The organism is Oceanobacillus sojae (assembly GCF_900162665.1).
GTDB lineage: Bacteria > Bacillota > Bacilli > Bacillales > Amphibacillaceae > Oceanobacillus > Oceanobacillus sojae_A.
In genome coordinates, this window is record NZ_LT727812.1 from 38,887 (window position 1) to 57,043 (window position 18,157).

Annotated in this window: 18 protein-coding genes and 2 pseudogenes; 14 read left to right on the forward strand and 6 right to left on the reverse strand. The window is 35.8% G+C overall.

The features are described from left to right. Positions 1-518 precede the first annotated feature (518 nt). Positions 519-1,352: a 23S ribosomal RNA methyltransferase Erm gene (gene erm / locus BN1068_RS11055; protein ID WP_139344860.1), complete on the forward strand. Its 834-nt coding sequence runs from the start codon at positions 519-521 to the stop codon at positions 1,350-1,352. Positions 1,353-1,479: 127 nt separating this feature from the next. Here the strand turns inward: erm and BN1068_RS11060 are convergent, their stop codons facing one another. Then, positions 1,480-1,917: an Lrp/AsnC family transcriptional regulator gene (locus tag BN1068_RS11060; RefSeq protein WP_077602931.1), complete on the reverse strand. Its 438-nt coding sequence runs from the start codon at positions 1,915-1,917 to the stop codon at positions 1,480-1,482. A gap of 162 nt (positions 1,918-2,079) precedes the next feature. Between BN1068_RS11060 and BN1068_RS11065 the strand changes: the two genes are divergently transcribed. Further along, positions 2,080-2,634: a cysteine hydrolase family protein gene (locus tag BN1068_RS11065; protein ID WP_077602932.1), complete on the forward strand. Its 555-nt coding sequence runs from the start codon at positions 2,080-2,082 to the stop codon at positions 2,632-2,634. Positions 2,635-2,874: 240 nt separating this feature from the next. On the opposite strand, the gene BN1068_RS11070 is transcribed toward BN1068_RS11065, so the two are convergent. Continuing rightward, positions 2,875-3,543, reverse strand: coding sequence for a DNA alkylation repair protein (locus BN1068_RS11070; protein WP_077602933.1), 669 nt, complete (start codon positions 3,541-3,543; stop codon positions 2,875-2,877). A gap of 35 nt (positions 3,544-3,578) precedes the next feature. Beyond that, the gene (locus BN1068_RS11075; RefSeq protein ID WP_077602934.1) at positions 3,579-3,914 is read right to left on the reverse strand and encodes a winged helix-turn-helix transcriptional regulator; all 336 of its coding nucleotides are present in this window, start codon (positions 3,912-3,914) and stop codon (positions 3,579-3,581) included. A gap of 118 nt (positions 3,915-4,032) precedes the next feature. Here BN1068_RS11075 and BN1068_RS11080 point away from each other — a divergent pair, with 118 nt between their 5' ends. Further along, complete coding sequence (locus BN1068_RS11080) at positions 4,033-5,061, forward strand: zinc-binding alcohol dehydrogenase family protein (protein WP_254846755.1); 1,029 nt, start codon at positions 4,033-4,035, stop codon at positions 5,059-5,061. A gap of 195 nt (positions 5,062-5,256) precedes the next feature. Here BN1068_RS11080 and BN1068_RS11085 read toward each other — a convergent pair whose 3' ends face one another. Beyond that, positions 5,257-6,432 carry an MFS transporter gene (locus BN1068_RS11085; RefSeq protein ID WP_077602935.1) on the reverse strand — a complete coding sequence of 392 codons (1,176 nt, stop codon included), beginning with the start codon at positions 6,430-6,432 and terminating at the stop codon, positions 5,257-5,259. Between the two features lies 1 nt (position 6,433). Next, entirely contained in the window at positions 6,434-6,814 is a 381-nt protein-coding gene (locus BN1068_RS11090) for a MerR family transcriptional regulator (protein ID WP_077602936.1), read from the reverse strand. Between the two features lie 331 nt (positions 6,815-7,145). Here BN1068_RS11090 and BN1068_RS23625 point away from each other — a divergent pair, with 331 nt between their 5' ends. Continuing rightward, positions 7,146-7,292: a hypothetical protein gene (locus tag BN1068_RS23625; RefSeq protein ID WP_175637132.1), complete on the forward strand. Its 147-nt coding sequence runs from the start codon at positions 7,146-7,148 to the stop codon at positions 7,290-7,292. A gap of 389 nt (positions 7,293-7,681) precedes the next feature. Next, positions 7,682-8,152 (forward strand): annotated as a pseudogene (gene tnpA / locus BN1068_RS11095) (IS200/IS605 family transposase). Positions 8,153-8,482: 330 nt separating this feature from the next. Here tnpA and BN1068_RS11100 read toward each other — a convergent pair. After that, positions 8,483-9,844, reverse strand: coding sequence for a transposase (locus BN1068_RS11100; RefSeq protein ID WP_077601279.1), 1,362 nt, complete (start codon positions 9,842-9,844; stop codon positions 8,483-8,485). A 222-nt stretch (positions 9,845-10,066) separates the two neighbouring features. Between BN1068_RS11100 and BN1068_RS11105 the strand changes: the two genes are divergently transcribed. The 9 genes and pseudogenes from BN1068_RS11105 to istB all read left to right on the forward strand — a co-directional run bounded on the left by BN1068_RS11105 (position 10,067) and on the right by istB (position 17,744). Next, positions 10,067-10,723 carry a hypothetical protein gene (locus BN1068_RS11105; RefSeq protein WP_077602937.1) on the forward strand — a complete coding sequence of 219 codons (657 nt, stop codon included), beginning with the start codon at positions 10,067-10,069 and terminating at the stop codon, positions 10,721-10,723. Beyond that, complete coding sequence (locus tag BN1068_RS11110) at positions 10,720-11,478, forward strand: cytochrome c biogenesis CcdA family protein (RefSeq protein ID WP_077602938.1); 759 nt, start codon at positions 10,720-10,722, stop codon at positions 11,476-11,478. The genes BN1068_RS11105 and BN1068_RS11110 overlap by 4 nt, the downstream gene beginning before the upstream one ends. A gap of 13 nt (positions 11,479-11,491) precedes the next feature. Next, positions 11,492-12,100 carry a peroxiredoxin family protein gene (locus BN1068_RS11115; protein ID WP_077602939.1) on the forward strand — a complete coding sequence of 203 codons (609 nt, stop codon included), beginning with the start codon at positions 11,492-11,494 and terminating at the stop codon, positions 12,098-12,100. A 34-nt stretch (positions 12,101-12,134) separates the two neighbouring features. Continuing rightward, complete coding sequence (locus BN1068_RS11120) at positions 12,135-12,818, forward strand: response regulator transcription factor (protein WP_077604052.1); 684 nt, start codon at positions 12,135-12,137, stop codon at positions 12,816-12,818. Further along, entirely contained in the window at positions 12,805-13,890 is a 1,086-nt protein-coding gene (locus tag BN1068_RS11125) for a sensor histidine kinase (protein ID WP_077602940.1), read from the forward strand. The genes BN1068_RS11120 and BN1068_RS11125 overlap by 14 nt, the downstream gene beginning before the upstream one ends. A gap of 36 nt (positions 13,891-13,926) precedes the next feature. Beyond that, positions 13,927-14,052, forward strand: a pseudogene (locus BN1068_RS11130) (class D sortase); the annotation flags it as partial. A 183-nt stretch (positions 14,053-14,235) separates the two neighbouring features. Then, on the forward strand, positions 14,236-15,129 hold the full coding sequence (locus BN1068_RS11135; protein WP_139344818.1) for a LysR family transcriptional regulator: 894 nt from the start codon (positions 14,236-14,238) through the stop codon (positions 15,127-15,129). 397 nt (positions 15,130-15,526) lie between these two features. Next, a complete protein-coding gene (gene istA, locus BN1068_RS11140) occupies positions 15,527-17,014 on the forward strand; it encodes an IS21 family transposase (protein WP_254846678.1) in 1,488 nt (495 codons plus the stop codon). Between the two features lies 1 nt (position 17,015). Further along, the gene (gene istB, locus BN1068_RS11145; RefSeq protein WP_077601273.1) at positions 17,016-17,744 is read left to right on the forward strand and encodes an IS21-like element helper ATPase IstB; all 729 of its coding nucleotides are present in this window, start codon (positions 17,016-17,018) and stop codon (positions 17,742-17,744) included. The last annotated feature ends 413 nt before the right edge of the window (positions 17,745-18,157 follow it).

Here is an 18,157-nt window from a genome sequence, read left to right on the forward strand (position 1 = left end):
TTTGTTTGGGTGAAAAGTGTTAATCCTTTTAGAAAAATTAAAAAAAATTACAATAAAGGTTGTTAAATATAAAATTATTTGTAATAATACAAGTATTAACTTAAGGAGGGATTGTACTGAATGATTGATATATTCCGTGCTTTGAACTGGTAAATGAATAGTTCAATGGCTCTGTAGTGATCAGAGTCTCACGGGATAAATCTATCCATTCTTAATTAATATCTCTCTTCGGTATATGTAAACAGGGAAAGGTGGATTTTCTGCCTTTCTCTGTTTTTGTGCATATTGTTAAACATATATTACAACAACAAAGAATGTCAGCGCACAAAATACAAGAAAAATTATGAATTCCTTATAAGGGAATGCATGTTTTTCTAATATGCCGTTTTAACAAGGTTTATTTACGTAAAAGAGATCCTTTTTCTGGTCACATACAGGGCTGAAGCTATGTCTTGATTTAGAAAAAGGAGATGACGTAAATGAGAAATCGAAAGAAACAAAAGTGGATTAACAGAAATATGAGCAAAGGGGGAAAAGACGGAAATATAAGTCGAGGCGAGCCCCCCAATTTTCTGGGGCAGCACCTATTACACAATAAAGGTATTATTAAAGATATTGTGAAACGTGCTGCTATCCAACAAGATGAAATGGTGATTGACATCGGCGCGGGTAAGGGTGCAATTACAGAAGTGTTAGCTGATAGATGCGGACGTGTATTAGCGGTTGAAATAGACAAGAGATTTATTGCTGGATTGGAAAGAAAATTTGCGGATATGAAACAAGTAAAGCCGATTCATCAGGATATCCTGAAATTTGTTTTACCAAGAAAAGAATTTGTAGTAGTATCCAATATTCCCTATGATATTACTACACCAATTATGAAGAAGCTGCTAAGCCATCCGCAGCATAAATTGTCTCGTGCCTTGATTGTAATGGCAGATGGTGCAGCCAAAGGCTTTACTTCTAAGCGTATAAAAGATGCTCATGTGCTTCAGTGGCGGATGTACTTTGATATCAGGATAGCAAGGCAGATTGCTAAAACAAACTTCTCTCCGCCGCCAAAGGTAGATTCAGCATTAGTTATTATTACACGAAAAAAGACACCATTACTTTCTTATCGACATGCCACGGCCTTTAGGCGAGTAGTGAAGCCTCTGCTGAAACAGCCGGAAATGCCCATTGGTATTGTTCTTTCTACTATCTTTACCCATAAACAGTTAAAGGTCCTAAGGAGGAAGCTAGGTGTCAACAATGAGTTTCCAGTTGGTTATCTTACAGAAGAACAATGGTCGATTGTTTTTGATACGATTGTTCACTATGCACCTGGATATATGGCGGGGAAGAAGAGATAAGCCATTTTTAATTGTGAGTAACAAAGATTTCTTGACTGTGCAACAAGGAAAAATGTAAACGATGATTCAAACCAAAACCGCCCGTTCAACGCGGGTGGTTTTGGTTTATCCGGTTATATATGATTTTTTATGCTTTCCTATCAAACGGATCAATTACTTTCTTTTCATGAGAAGACAGTACAATATTTGTTGATGGCGTTCCATATTCCATGGTATCATCAATAAATTGTTCTAAGCTCTCCACAGATTGTGTGGCTAATTTGACAATATAGCTCACTTCTCCGGCAACTCGATAACACTCAAGTACATCCGGATGGTTATTACAAAAGTTCGATAATGCTTTACAATCAGTTGATTTAAACATGACAAGTGCAGTAATGGGGCGATCTAACTTTTTTAATGAGACATGCGCATGATAGCCTTCAATAATTTGCTGTTCTTCCAATCGTCGTACTCTTTCAATGACGGATGGAGAAGTTAAATGAACAGCTTTTGCTAACTCCTTCATGGAGATTTTCGCATTCTCCTGTAATATCCTCAAAATTTTTCTATCGATTTGGTCCATATAATACCTCAACCTTTTTTTATAATGCAGAATAACTTAAATTCCTAATTATGAAAAGCTAAACACTCTAATTTCCTTTTTAAGGCTATGTAAAAGCTTTTTATTGTTATATAAAATAAGATAATAGAAGGAAAAAGGCATAAAAAATGAAGGGGTGACGTTATGGAAGGAAATAAAGCTTTAATCATAATAGATGTTCAAAAGGCGTTTGATGACAAAAAGTGGGGAAAGCGGAATAACCTTGATGCAGAAGAAAGTATGAAGAAGGTATTAGATCGATGTCGGGAACATCAATGTGAGATTATTCATATTCAGCACATTTCAGATAATCCTGAATCTGTATTTTATTATAAAGGAAAGGGATTTCCTATTAAACAAATGGTCGCTCCTTTGGAACAAGAAAAAGTAATAACAAAAAGAGTGAACAGTGCTTTTATTGGAACGGATTTAGACGAATACTTGCAGGCGTGTCATATTGATACTATCGCAATTGTTGGGTTAACCACGCCGCATTGCGTATCTACAACGACAAGAATGAGCGGGAACTTAGGGTATAAAACGTATCTGCTTTCAGATGCCACTGCTGCATTTGGAATGAAAGATCATCATGGTAAGTTCATCGATGCGGATACAATCCATCACTTGTCTCTGGCGACGATTCATGATGAATTTGCTAGTGTGTTAACTACACAGCAGTTTATTGAATCAGTGCTGTGAAGAAACTGAGAAAAAGAAAATATGAAGAAGAGTTGTTCTGAAAAGCTGTTAATCTAAAATTAATATGATATTTACTCTTAAATGCAAAACTATCGATAAGCAATATTGGATACAATATTGCTTATCGATAGTAAAAGGGAGTGCTGGTTCTTTTATAAAAGAAGCACTCCTTTTATTATTCTAGTCCACTATTTTTAGGCGGATTAGAATTGTAAAGAGAAAGTAGTAAATTAAAGGTGATTAAATATGATGCCGTTTGTTAGCTTCAATCGTAATAAACTCCGGTAAATAATTAGGAGTACATCCTTTTGATACCATTTCATCCTTGTAAAGACCCGTTTTCTCACCAAGCTTCATACAGCGTGTACGATTCTTTTCATCATAAATGCCTATCCAGCCTGCTGTGAAATTCATAGCCCATTGAACTTCCGGTTCTTCCTGCATAATATTAGCTTCTAATGCAGTTAGCAGCTCTGCAGTATTATCAGGCGGTGCTTGCCCGGTCCATCTCAAGCGCGCTTGATAATACCAAAAAGTTCGCCTTTGGAGAGCACGGGGGCTATTTTCCCACGACTGGATCAATGCAATTCTCTTTTTATCCTTGGTAAGCTGATTAGCCATTAACCAGTCCATTAAGTTATTTCGCTCATCAAAAGTGTGAATCTGCATATCCTTATCAAGCTTATTAAGCACATCTTCTGAAAGAAGCTTTTTATCCATAATTAAGATTGCTAATAGTCTGGGTAAAAACGCTTGGGTCGACCAAAGCTCTAGAGCTAGTTCATGATCTTTTTTTATCTCCTTTGCAATTTTTCGTAACTCTCCCAGCTTCGTTTTACTATTAATTTGAGCTAGAATGTCTTCTGCTTTTAAAGAGTGTTTTATTTCTGCAGTTATTTTTTCATCCATTTTATACATCTCCCTGATTATTTATTTTCGTGAATTTATCTATGAATCTGATTATACATTTCTCCCCACTTATTCATTTCTGTTATCAAGGGTATTAATGTTTCTCCTAATTCCGTCAAACTGTACTCTGTTTTCGGCGGAATCACCGGATAGACTTTCTTGGATATAATATTGTCTGCTTCCAGTTCATTTAACTGAAGAGCCAGCATTCTTCGTGAACAGCCTGGCATATAGCGTTGCAATTCACTAAAACGGCAGACCTTATGCTTGATTAAACGATATAAAATCACACATTTCCATTTCCCAGATATAATCTGTAATGTACTTTCTACCGGGCAGCCATCCATACAATCATGGATTTTTCGTTCCATTTCAACATCCCCTATCTGCTGGTTACAAAATGGTTACTATGTCACATATATTACACGATTGAAAAGCAATTTCATAATGTTAGAATCGTTCTAGAAAGATACAGAAGGAGGAAATGGAATGAATCAAACAATGAAAGCAATTGGTCTTTATCGTTATTTACCGATTGATCATGAAGAAAGTCTTTTAGATTTAAAAGTGGAAAAACCTAAACCAACAGGAAGAGATATACTTGTTCAGGTAAAAGCTATCGCTGTGAATCCGGTTGATTATAAAGTCCGCTCACCAAAAGACAAGGTGGAAGAAAACCCAAGAATCTTAGGATGGGATGTTTCCGGTATAGTAGAAGCAGTTGGAGAGGATTGTAAACTATTTCAACCAGGAGATGAAGTTTATTATGCGGGGGATTTAACCAGACCAGGGGGAAATAGTGCGTTTCATCTCGTGGATGAAAGAATTGCAGGTAAAAAGCCGAACTCTCTGGATTTTTCAGAAGCCGCTTCCTTACCGTTAACTTCTATCACAGCCTATGAAGCGCTGTTTGAACGTTTAGCAATCAGTCAGGACAAAGAAGTTAATAAAGGAAAATCCATTTTAATCATTGGTGCAGGCGGGGGCGTTGGATCAATAGCTGTTCAACTCGCTAAAATTGCCGGTTTAACAGTAATCGGTACGGCTTCCAGACCAGAAACAGCTGAATGGACAAAAGAGAAAGGCGCAGATTTTATTATCAACCACTATGAGGATTTTGTACTACAATTAGAAAATCTAGGTATAAACAATGTAAACTATATTCTATGCCTGCACTCTACAGAAAAACATTGGGAAAACATGGCGGAAAGTATTGCTGCTCAAGGCAAGATTTGCTCCATTGTGGAGACAGACGAGGCTCTTAACTTAACGCTGATCAAAAACAAGAGTGTCACATTTGCTTGGGAGACAATGTTTACAAAATCAATGTACCAGACAAAAGATATGATCAGCCAGCATCATTTATTAAACCATGTAGCTGAACTGGTAGACAACAATGTAATTCATGCAACAGTCAACAAACAATTATCACCGATTAATGCGGAAAATTTGAAGACGGCCCACGCATGGCTTGAAACAGGACAAGCAATTGGAAAGGTTGTTTTGAAAGACTTTTAATAAAGAATTAACATGATATTTACTGTCGATTGCAAAACTAACGATAAGCAATATTGGATACAAAATTGTTTTCTATAGTAAAAGGGAGTGCTTGCTTTTTTATTAAAGCAGCACTTCCTTTTATCGATCTAATCCACTAAATTTAATCAGAATTAAAACTGTAATTATAATGGAAAAGTAATAAATAATCCTTTTTTACTGTTGCTTTACACGCTGATTTTTTACGTAAATCAATAAAATAAAGGAAAAGATAACTCCTATGGCAGTAATCGCAGCACCTGCCAGATTAACAAAATTCATCCCAAAGCCGGTTCGTATAGTTTCTCCACCCAGATAAGCCCCAATGGCGTTGGCTAAGTTAAAAGCGGAGATATTGACTGCTGCTGCTAAGGTAGGAGCTTCTTTGGCAGATTGAACAATTTTTGTCTGCAATAATGGCACGGTCGCAAAAGCTGTAAAACCAAAGGCAAAAACAGTTATTGAAGCAAATATTTGATCGTGAACAGTCCAGGTGAACAAAACTAAAATGGCAGTTAACAGCACGAGTGTAATACTGAGTGTCGGCATCAACCATTGATTAGCAAGTTTTCCTGCTGTTACTGTGCCTAAGAAGGAACCTATTCCAAATATAAATAGAAGTGTGGTAATGGCTTCCGCTGAAAAACCAGCAAACGTTTCAAGCTGTGGTGCAATATACGTATAAGAAGCAAAAATACCGCCGTATCCAAAGATAGTTATCAATAGAACGAGAATAATTTGCGGATTTTTAAAAGCTCCCAATTCCGATTTCAAAGATTGGTACTGAAAGTTGATTTGACTTGGAATATGTATAACCAACATGATTACTGCTACTATACCAAGACAGGTTACTATCCAAAAAGTTGTCTGCCATCCCCAGGCATGACCAATAAATGTACCAAGCGGAACGCCTAAAACAGTCGAAAGAGTTAAACCAGCAGCAACCGTCGCAATCGCAGAGCCTTGTTTATCCTGCGGCGCTGTCTTGCTGGCCACAACGGTTGCAACTGCAAAAAATGTTCCATGAATCAAGGAAGATAAAATTCTTGCAATCATTAATAGACCAAAATTAAAAGAGATGGCGGCCACCACATTACTTAAAGTAAAAAAGATCATGAATCCGACCAGCAGCTTTTTTCTGGAATATTGACTTGTCATAGCTGTCACTATTGGACTGCCGATGGCTACACCCAATGCATAGCCTGTTACCAGCAGTCCTGCAGTCGGAATGGTAATGCTTAAATCTGTCGCAATAACGGGTAAAATCCCCATAATCACATACTCCGATGTCCCAATCGTAAATACGCTGATAAACAACGCTATTAGTATCCACTTATTATTTGTTTTTGTCATTTTATGTGCTCCTATTCATTGATACCCTTAATTCCTCTACTTTTTGAATCCTGCTTTCTATGCGAGATTTCACTTCTTTTAATGTATTTATCTGCTGTTCTACTTCTGTCAGCTTGTTTTGATAAAGCTCCAACACATCATCACATATTAATTGTTCATAAGGGAAAACAAATGGATCACAGTCCACAATTTCTTTAATCTCATCTGTACTTAAACCTAAATTAAAATACAGTTGAATGGTTTTCACCTGTTCTAAAATGGATTCATCGTAATCGCGATAGCCATTATCAAGACGCTTTGGATGAATTAACCCTTTTTCTTCGTAGTAACGTAAAGAACGCATACTCGCTCCCGTTTGAACTGAAAGCTCACTGATTTTCATTAGGTAACCTCCTTTCGATATTAGCAGTATAAACCTTGACATTATGTGAAGGTCAACTGGATAATCTTATGAATGTAAAAAAATCTGTTATTTAGACTCACATACAAAAAGAATCTAAGCTAGAATCTTCAGAGATACTCACTTTATACTAACATCTCATCTAAAAAATGCGCTTTTACTGAATAGGCTCAGGATTTACTACTATAATAAGCTTTACAAATGTAGATTCATCATATTTTGAAGAATTTTTTAATGGACATAAGAATTGTTCTGGAAATGATTCATTCAATGGCATAATGGAGTTAGTAAATAATATAAGGCGATATTAAAAATGAGTGTTAACCGTGAAGAGCTAAAACGTCTAATTGACTTTATTCATGAAGAAGATATTGCTGAAGTATATGACTTTATTGGTTATCTGAATATGAAACGGGAAAGAGAAGCCATCGAACATATGGATGTAGACCTTTTATCTTAAGAGGGAAAATGTTTACTGGAAGAGAAAGTAGCAAGTAAAAAATCGAAACTTACAGAGACGGTATTCTTTTATTAAAGTCAGTTAGTAAAAGAATGAAGAAGCGTATATGTTTTTGTTCATGTTATTCAATCTTCTGTAATCGGCAACTTTAGTTGAATAAGGGTTGGTAAAATAATTATATTCTTAAATGATTACTATATTCAAATGATAGAATCCATTTTGATAATCTTTTTTTTCAAAATGGATTCTTTTTTAATGTTTTTGAAAATCCCTTGCTATGCAGGGGGTTCTAGAAAGCTCACAGCGAGGGGTAAAAAAAGCTCCTTCTATGGTAAGATAAAGTTGGTTTCCCGACCACAACATCTCACGATAGAAGGAGGAGAGTCCTAATGAAGGACAAGAATAGTTTAGCACATACAACATGGAATTGTAAGTATCATATAGTGTTTGCGCCAAAGTATAGAAGACAAATTATTTAAGGGAAATATAAAAGAAGCATTGGAGAAATAATTAGAGAACTATGTGAAAGAAAAGGGGTTACCATTCATGAAGCAAATGCCTGCCCAGACCATATACACATGCTCGTAAGTATACCGCCGAAGCTAAGTGTAGCTCAATTTATGGGGTACTTAAAAGGGAAAAGTAGTCTGATGATTTTTGATCGACACGCTAATTTAAAATATAAATATGGTAATCGAAAGTTTTGGTGTCGGGAGTACTATGTAGATACAGTGGGCAGAAATAAAAAGAAAATTCAAGAATACATTCGGGATCAGCTTAGAGAAGACTATATGGGAGATCAATTAACCCTATTTGAAGAGTTTGATCCATTTACCGGAGAAAAAAATAAGAAAAAATAAGAGATTCTTTTAGAATCCGTGAGTGGATGTGGTGCAAAAAGGAAACCATTTCAATGGGCCTTTAAGGCCGAGGCCGGTAATAGAGGCTTTCAGCCGCAGAACAAACCACCAGTTCACACTGGTGGTTTTGATTTTATTCATCACATCCCCTCTACTTAGAACAATTCATTTATTCCAATATGTTTTTACTTTCAAAGCTTTTTAGAAGACAAGGGGATGATACTGCATCCTTATTTTATCAATTATATACTTGAATGAATTTCATAATTGCTCTTTTTAAAAATACAAAGACGAACAGAATTTTCGAAAGTGTATTTTAAAAAACAAAAATTATGCAGCTTGTTGTTGCTGAATAAGCTCCGCTTGGATGCGATCCGCAGCTAATTTGGAAGCATTGTAAATCAAAGCGACCATGTCAAAATGGACTTTCGCACGCTTTCCAGTGCGATAGCGAACATTATTTAACTGATAGAACTCTTTTAAATAAGCGTTGACACGTTCTACTGCTGTCCGTTGTTTAAAAATCTTTTTCCAAGCTCTTGATCCGCGCGCAGGCGCCGTATAACGTCTTAAATCGGTGGTTATTTTGACTTTATACACTTTTTGACAGATACCTTCATTTGCAAGTGGGCAGTTGCTACATTCCTTAGGTCTGGTATACTTCAATGTTTCGTATTTCGGATCAAAGCTGTCATATTTATAGGAATGTTCTCGCAAACAGGTCGGGGCAAAATCCTTATCAAACCCGATCATTTCGCCTTCATTGCGTTTATTATAGGCAATGACAGACTGTTGTCCCATGCGATGAATTTGTTCATAAATCGGCTCGAAATCATAGCCCGCATCCAATGTCTGGTAAGAAGCAGACGTAAGCGGAAGTCGTTGATCTATCCCCTTCAATAGGGCGATAGCGGCTTTTCCATCATTTAAGCTGCCGGAAGAAAACAAGGATTGTAGAATATACTGGCTTGATGCCCCAACTGCGAGGTGTCCTTTGTAGCCAAACCAATACTCGTTTTTACCATCTGCATTCTTTTTCACACCCCATTTTGGGTTCTGTGGCACTTCTGCACGCAATACGTCTAATGGAACGTCTAATTGAGCTTCTATTTTCTTTTCATACAATGGAAGATTCGCTTCTTTTTCTGCTTGTTCTTTGAGATATTGGTCGCGTTCTTTCTTGGATTTACGCCCACGCTTTTTGGGTCTGATTTCCGATTTTTCTTCTTTTTGAACGGGCGCCTTGTCCCGGGCTTCAAAATGGGTTGCGTCAATGGCGATGACTTCATCAGCGATAAATCCTTCTGTGATAGCTGCCAGTGTTACGTTTTCGAAGGATTTCTCTAAAATATCTGATTCACTCAGTTTTGTAACCAAGCGAGAATACGCAGCTTCTGACGGTGTAGAATCGGAAACAAGAAATCCGCAGTTCATTTTAAAGATAAAGTCATCATTTAGACGCTTGATTAAGTCTTTGATCGTTGGGATGCGCTCGATGTAGCGAATAAAAAAAGAAATAATCATCCCTGCATAATTTAGCTCAACAGGCGCTCCAAGCCGGGATTTCTTATTAATCGCATGATAAATACGATCCAGATCAATCGCTGAAATAATCGCTTCATATTTTTGGGTAGGTTCCATGTCATATAATTCTTGGATGCCAAATAGACTCGGTTGTCGTATAATGGTCATAAGAAGTACTCCTCCAGTCTTTTTATGGTTTTGTGGTTATTACCATTATACAAGATTTGGGGAGGTACTTCTTTTTTTATGCCCTGAACTCATTGGGACGCAAGGGTTAAGAATTATGAAATTCACTCACTTAAAAAATGTTTAATCCTTTTCATCAAATTTTCACATTAGGTGTCTAATATAGTAATGGAAAGGGTTTATTTGGAATGGAGGAAGATCTGAATGGCAATAGCTAGTAAACTAATTGCGATAGGAATCGTCACTGCCAGTTTTTTAGTGGGATGTCTTTCCTTATTCATCATGAATGATCTGCCTGCAAAGACCAAGAAAAAGCATATAGCAGAAATCATATCTCAGCTAATTAATTTTATCCTTTTTATGTGGATCGGGAAAATAGTCCTGAATCTCTCTAGCTTTCTGTCTGATCCATTAACTATATTAGCTTATCCAGCTGATTCAACTGCTTTTTATTTTGCAGTAATATCAAGTATTATTATGCTGTTCTATAAGGGGAAGCAAAAGAAATTGGATATGACACCATTCATGGATTCCTTTGTACATGTATTTTTAGTTGCTTCTTTTTTATACGAATTTCTTGAAATTATTTTGAAAGATAATGTATATGCTTTAGGATATCTGTTACTTCTCTCTGTTTTGATTATATTATATTTTTTCCTGCGGGAACGGATACAAATAAGATTATTGTTACTGATTATTCTAAGCAGTTGGTCTCTCGGAATAATAATCTTATCTTTCATTCAACCTTTCGTAACGGTTTTTGGTTATATCATGGAACCATGGTTTATTGGTGTCTTTTTTATTATCCTTTTGGTGTTAATCAATTTATTCTACAAAATAAAAGTGAGGTTTAAACAATGAGTATTATTGAGGCAGATACAGTGCTGCTTACTGGTATGTTTTTAGCAATGGGAGCAGGTATATTATCTTTTTTATCCCCCTGTGTATTACCGATTTTCCCAGCCTACATGTCATATATAACTGGAATTAGTGTAAAAGAATTACAAGGAAATAAGAATGTTCAGGTTCTTCGTCAATTATTTGCTCATTCTTTACTGTTTTTGTTGGGAGTTTCCCTCGTGTTCATTAGTTTGGGCGCAGGAGCTTCTATTTTAGGACAATGGGTACAAAATTTGCTGTTTGGAGACTCCGGATTGTTTATCCAAAGAATAGCTGGGATTTTTATTATCATTATGGGACTATTTATAGCAGGGTGGATAAATATACCGTTTTTGATGAGAGAACGTCGTTTCCATTCCACAAAAAAACAGGCTGGATATTTCGGGACATTTTTTGTAGGATTAGGCTTTGCTGCCGGTTGGACACCATGTATTGGGCCTATTTTTGGATCTATATTACTTTTAGCTGCAAGCAATCCTGGACAAGGAATATTTTACACTTTTTTGTATGTTATCGGTTTCGCGATACCATTCCTTGTTCTAACATTATTTATAGGAAAAACAAGATGGATTGTCCGGCATAGTAATATCATTATGAAAGTTGGAGCAGTAATGATGATTATTATGGGTGTCGTTTTGTTCTTTGGATGGATGCCTTTTATTTCAGGATTTTTACTTGATTTGGTAGATGATACATGGTTATCAAGGTTAGGCTAAGGAGGGTGTTGCAATGAAAAAATGGATTTTCGCTATTATTGTTGTCGGAATGGTTGGATGGGCACTGTATGATTATATAGATTCCAGCAGACAGTCTGCGGATGAATTTGTACCTGTAGAAGAAGAGAGCAATTTAGAAGAAGATGTGAGAGAACAGTTAAACACTGAAGAAAGTGACATTACATCAGGAGAGTCGGAAGTTGGTCTGGAAGTTGGAAATATCGCTCCGGATTTTGAGCTTCAAACTTTAAATGGAGAAACTGTAAAGTTATCTGATTATCGCGGGGAAAAAGTCATGATTAATTTCTGGGCAACATGGTGTCCGCCATGCCGGGCAGAAATGCCGGATATGGAGGAGTTTTATCAAGATAAGAATATTGTTATTTTAGCGGTTAATTTAACAGAGACAGAAAACAACCTGCAGCAGGTCGAAGATTTTATAAATGAACATGGGTTAACTTTTCCAATTCTGTTAGACGAGGAAATAGAAGTCGCCGAACAATATATGATCCAGCCCATACCTACATCATATATGATAAACTCTAATGGAGTAGTGTCATTTAAAGCCTTTGGTTCTTTGAATTATGATTTTATGGTTCAGGAATTTGAAAAAATGGAGTAATCTTCTTATAGAACAGCAGAAGGAAGGAATGGGGATGAAACAGACGATTTTAGTTGTCGAGGATGATAAATTGATTCGTGATCTTATCCGTATTTATTTACAAAAAGCAGACTATGAAGTTTTTACAGCTGCAGACGGCGAAGAGGCGAAAGAAGTTTTTTTAACAGAGCATCCTTGCCTTATTATTTTAGATCTTATGCTTCCAAAGTTAAGCGGGGAAGAATTTTGTGTATGGTTACGGGAGCAGGAACGTAATGAAGTTTCCATTATTATGCTTTCTGCCAAATCACGTACAGAGGATAAAATTAATGGTCTAAAAATCGGAGCGGACGATTATTTAGTGAAGCCCTTTGACCCGGATGAACTTCTGGCTCATATAGAAGCTGTTCTTCGCCGTACAGGACAATTTTGTCAAAAAATAGCATACAATGGTCTTTGTATTAAGCCTCGAAAAGGGGAAGTATTGTTATTTAATACGCAATTAGAGTTAACCAAGCATGAATTTAATCTTTTATATTATTTTATGGAGAATCCAAATGTTGTGATTTCTAGAGAAAGTTTAATGGAGCAATTATATCCTTACGCAAACAAATTAGTATCAGACCGGACCATTGATGCTCATATCAAAAAGTTACGTAAAAAAATCGAAGCGAATCCAGCTTCACCAGAGCGTATTATGACAGTTCGAGGAATGGGGTATAAATTTGTTACAGAATAAATGGGGAAGGAATTTTCTTCCTAAGCGATTTTTAATTCAACTGACGGTCATTAATATGATTGTAATTGTAGCTTTTGTGATGCTCAGCAGCTGGGCAATTTACAATACAGCCTGTATGCTGGCAGATGGATTGACTTCAATGACTGAGCAAAAACAAAATCAGTTTCAAGCAACACTTTTTCAATATTTATGGATATTTAGTATTTCCGCTGTTATTTTAGGAAGCCTGATCCATTTTTACTTAACGAAAAAAATGATCCAGCCATTAAGAGAATTAATTCAATCCACGAAAGAGATGAAACAGGGACAGTATCCCAGCTCCATTCATGTAAAAGGGGACGGAGAAGTAGGCGAATTAATCCGCCATTTTAATGATCTGGTTCAGCAGTTGGAAACCAATGAGCAGCAAAGAAAAAATCTTGTATCCGATTTATCGCATGAATTCCGTACTCCGTTGACAAATTTAAATGGTTACTTACTTGCTTTACAGAACGGAGTCATGGAAGGAGACGAAAAATTATATCAATCTCTTTATGCAGAATCATCAAAGTTGACGCAGCTGGTTGAACAAATGGAACAGTTAAAAGAATGGGATGATATGCAAATATATTCTTTTCATGAAAAAGAGCTAACTAATATGCAGGAATTCATTGAAAGGTCAATTAAAATATTTCAGTGGCCATTGGAAAAGAAACAGATTGAATTAAAAACAGATATTCAAACCGGTACTGCTGTTATAAATCGTACAAGTATTTCTCAGGTCATCAGCAATTTAATGGATAATGCGATTCGTTATTATGATGATGCAGGACCAATTAATATAAAAGGTGAAGAGATGCATAATGAATATAAGGTTTCTATAACAGGGCCGGGCAGAGCCATTTCAGAAAAAGATAAGGAGAGAATCTTTGAACGTTTTTATCGTATCGAAACTTCCAGATCACGGGAATTTGGGGGTTCGGGTTTAGGTCTTGCGATTTCAAAGGAAATCATTGAACGGCATCACGGGGAGATAGGCGTTCAATCCAAAGGAAACATGCATACTGTCTCGTTTATTATTCCCTGTTCCTAAACTATTAATGGGGCTGTAATATAGAGATTGGTAATTGATAATACTTCAGTAATCAGGGAGATGGGGAAAGAAGTTCTTGTCGTAACTACCTGTTATCCATTTCATATGGTCGGCAATGCACCAGATCGTTTTGTTGCATATGCTTATCCGGTAAGTAAATAAGTCAGCACAATAGAGAGAGTTTATAGAATTTATAAAATAAGATAAGTAATTAGTGATTAATTTTGTTAGAAAGTATTAACACTAAAGATTCACATAACAATAATGAATTTTAGCAAATAGCATCTTGCCTTTTTAATTCATCTCTCTATTTATAATGTCTCTGTAGAAAAGGTGGTTATTACTGTGAATATAGATAATTTGGAAATGTTTTGTAAGGTAATTGAACAAGGCAGTATTAGCCAAGTAGCTCGAACAAGCTATGTAACACAACCTGCAGTAACGAGTAAAATACGACAAATGGAAAATCATTATGGAGTTGCTCTATTTGATCGTGATGGCAGCTCAATACGAGTTACAAATGCAGGCTCTAAATTATATCCTTACGCTAAGGAAATCGTTGAATACTATAAACGATCTCAAGTAGTAATGGACAATATATCTAATGATAAAGAGGAAACATTACATGTTGGAGCCAGCTTAACAATCGGAGAATATCTTCTGCCAAAAGTGTTAGGTAAGTTTCAAAAAAAGTACAGAAATATTGAGTTTAGTTTAGCTATTGGAAATACACCTACTATCATTTCTAAATTAGAAAGTTCGGAAATTGATATTGCTTTAGTGGAAGGCATAGTTATGCATAAAGATTTTCACATTGAGAAATTTGCTAAAGATGAGCTGATTCTGATAATTCCGAAGAACCATCACTGGAAAAATCAAGAGTTGATAAATATCGAAGATTTAACGAAAGAGAAGATCCTTCTAAGAGAAAATGATGCAGGTGCCCGAAAAATTATAGAATCAGTATTTGCAGAAAATAATGTTTTGGAGGGAATACGAAATTATTTAGAGCTTGGAAGTACACAGGCAATTATCAGCGGCGTTGAGTCTGGTCTTGGTGTTGGAATAATCCCTAAACTATCTGTTGCACATGAACTTGAATTGGGAGTTGTTAAACATATGCCTATTTCGAATATAGCTATTTCTAGAGATTTATGGATAGTAAAAAAACCAACAAGATTCCCCAAAAGCAGTATTAACATATTTACTCAATTTTTGAAAGAAGGAAAGAGGTTTTAAATTTTAAGATAAAATGTATTATACACTTTTTTATAAATATAAGAAATAAAATATTTCAAACATAAGTTTTTATAAACAGAGGTTATACAATTTGATTAAGAAAATATTAAAAATCTGTACCAGTTACTGAAGAAACATAGTAACGGTACAGATTTTTTAATTAATAGAATCGTATAAAACTATTAAAATGAGAACTCCAATAAGAGTTATCTAAAGATAAAACAGCAACAATGTAGTTGTATCTGCATGGATAAACTAATATGTGTTTTCAAATGTTTAATGCATAATAAAAGTACAGAGTATTGCAACCAAAATGTTAGAAGGTTGCACAAATAAAAAAAGGCTTGCCAGCCCTAACAAAATACTCTACCGTTAATAGCGACTAAACAAATTAATGGTGGAGGTAAGTGAAAGGATGCTAGCAATGCCCGAAGTTAATCATATCAAAAATTTACGTAATAATAAATCACTATCAATTAATGAAATAGTAAAAAGAACAGGTTTTGCTTGGAAAACCGTTAAGAAATATGCGGATGAAGATCAATTACCCGAGGAAAAAACACCCATAAAAAAAGGTATGATGTATGAAGAAGAGTGGGGAGAAATTGTTTCTGATTGGCTAATGGAGGACCAAGCACTTAAAAAGAAATTGCGAAGGAATAATAAAAATATATTTGAAGAATTACAGCGATTAAAGTTCCCGGGTTCTTATCGAACCGTTTGTAACTATATCGCTGAATGGAAAGATAAAATGTTAGATGAAACTGACACAGTAAAAGAGGAATATGATAGGTTAACACATCCTCCGGCGGAAGCCCAGATAGATTTTGGAGTTACAGAAGTCGTACATGAAGGGAAAGTAAAAGATACGCATTGCTTGGTCTTGAGTTTCCCCTTTAGTAATGGTGGATTTGTAGCACCCTTACCGGCAGAAAATCAAGAATGCTTTTTGGAAGGTATTAAAATACTTTTTGAACAAGCTGGCTTTGTTCCAAGGACACTGTGGTTAGATAATCTATCAGCTGCCGTTGTAAAAGCTAGAGTTCATAATCAGGAAACCATTTTCAATGAGGGTTTTCAACGGTTTGCCAATCACTATGGATTTGAGCCGGTAGCCTGTAATCCAAGAAAAGGAAATGAAAAAGGGCATGTAGAAAATAAGGTTGGTTATGTTCGATATAATTTCTTTACGCCATCACCCGTTGTTCAGGATCTGACACACTTACGTGCGTTATTGCTCAAACATTGTCAGGATGATCATTTAAGGGTGCATTATAAAAAAGGAATTTGTATCGCGGATCTAATAGAGGAAGAAAAGAAATATGGTCTCGCATTACCTGAGAAAGAGTATCCAGTATTTAATAAAACACTGACTTCAGCTAATAAATATGGTGAGGTAAAAATTGATGGACAGGAAATCCACATACCGAATAGTTATCACTATACACAATTGTATGTAATTAAGTACTGGGATGACTTTAAAGTGATTTCTCCACAAGGAGAGGTACTTTATAAGGGACCTAGACAATATATGAATCGGTCTAGGGAAATTCCATGGCAATTCATTTTGAAAAATTGGATGAGGAAACCAAGATCAATTACCTATTCTAGATACTTCCCATATCTTCCAGGAAGAATCGCGCATTATTTGAATAGTGAATCAATGGAACTCAGAAAAGAACGTGTCGATTGGTTACAGAGCTTCATAATAAAATACAGTATGCAAGAAATAGATGAGCGTTTCTATGAATTGTTACCAGTGGATGATAAAGAAAATAGAAATGAATCATTACATGCTTCGGTTGCACATCCGTATGATATAAATTGGAGTATCTACGACTCTCTTCAACCCTTCAACCATTCGTTGACAGGAGAGGAAGTATAGAATGTCTAATTTGATTAGAGAGAAATGCAAATCGTTGCGTTTAGCATATGTCGCAGACATATACGAGCAGATTCCCTTCGAGAATCCTGAGCAGTATATCTCGGCTTTATTACAACAAGAATTAGAACATAGAGAGGTAGCTAAAGGAGAGCGTTTGATCAAAAAGGCGAAATTCATGAATGAAAAAGAACTAAAGGATTACCGGTGGAGTGAACATATTCGTCTCCCTCCACAATTGGATAGAGAAAGTCTCGAATCATTATATTTTATCGATAAAAAAGAGAATTTAATTTTAACAGGTGCGCCTGGGACTGGGAAGTCTCATCTGGTTACAGCGCTTGGTCGAAAGGCATGTAGATCTGGATATGAAGTCCGTTTCTATCGAGTGGCCGATTTGGTAGAACTACTTGAAAAGTCTTGGAGAGAAGGACGCTTTCAAGCCTTACGCAATAGGTTTAATAAAGTAGAGATGATTATTTTAGACGAGATGGGATATGTTCCATTTAGTAAGGAAGGCGCTGAATTATTATTCCAATTGATATCTGATTGGTATGAGAGGTCTAGCCTCGTGATTACATCCAATTTAGAATTTAGTCAATGGAATAGAATATTTACAGATGCGCGTTTAACAGCTGCATTAGTAGATCGAGTTATTCACCACGCGCACATTTTGAGCTTTACTGGGGATAGTTATCGCGTCACACATGCGCTTTCCAATCATCAATCATAATAAAATACGGGCTGGCAAAGTTCTAACCTTTTCATTGCAATCTTGTAACCTTTTAAGTTGCAAAACACATCAAACCAGGTTTTATTTTGAAAACGATCTTTTTTAAGGATAATAAAATGTTATACCCTATAATATTCTTCTATACTTTATAAAGGTTTTTATATAGTAGGATAACAATAACAGTAAAATATATAATCAATAGATTTTTCCGATGTAGATTATTAAAGTAATGTAATCTGGAAAGTTTTGATTAATTAAGTAACTCAACTTTCGCAGCTAGAAAGAAGCATTCAATTTAACTAGCCGTAAAGCTTATTACTGTTCAAATATGGTCGTTGACATTAGAAATAGGTATAAAAAAACACCTCAACTTTTGGTATAGTGTAATTGACTAGAAAACACTACCAATACAG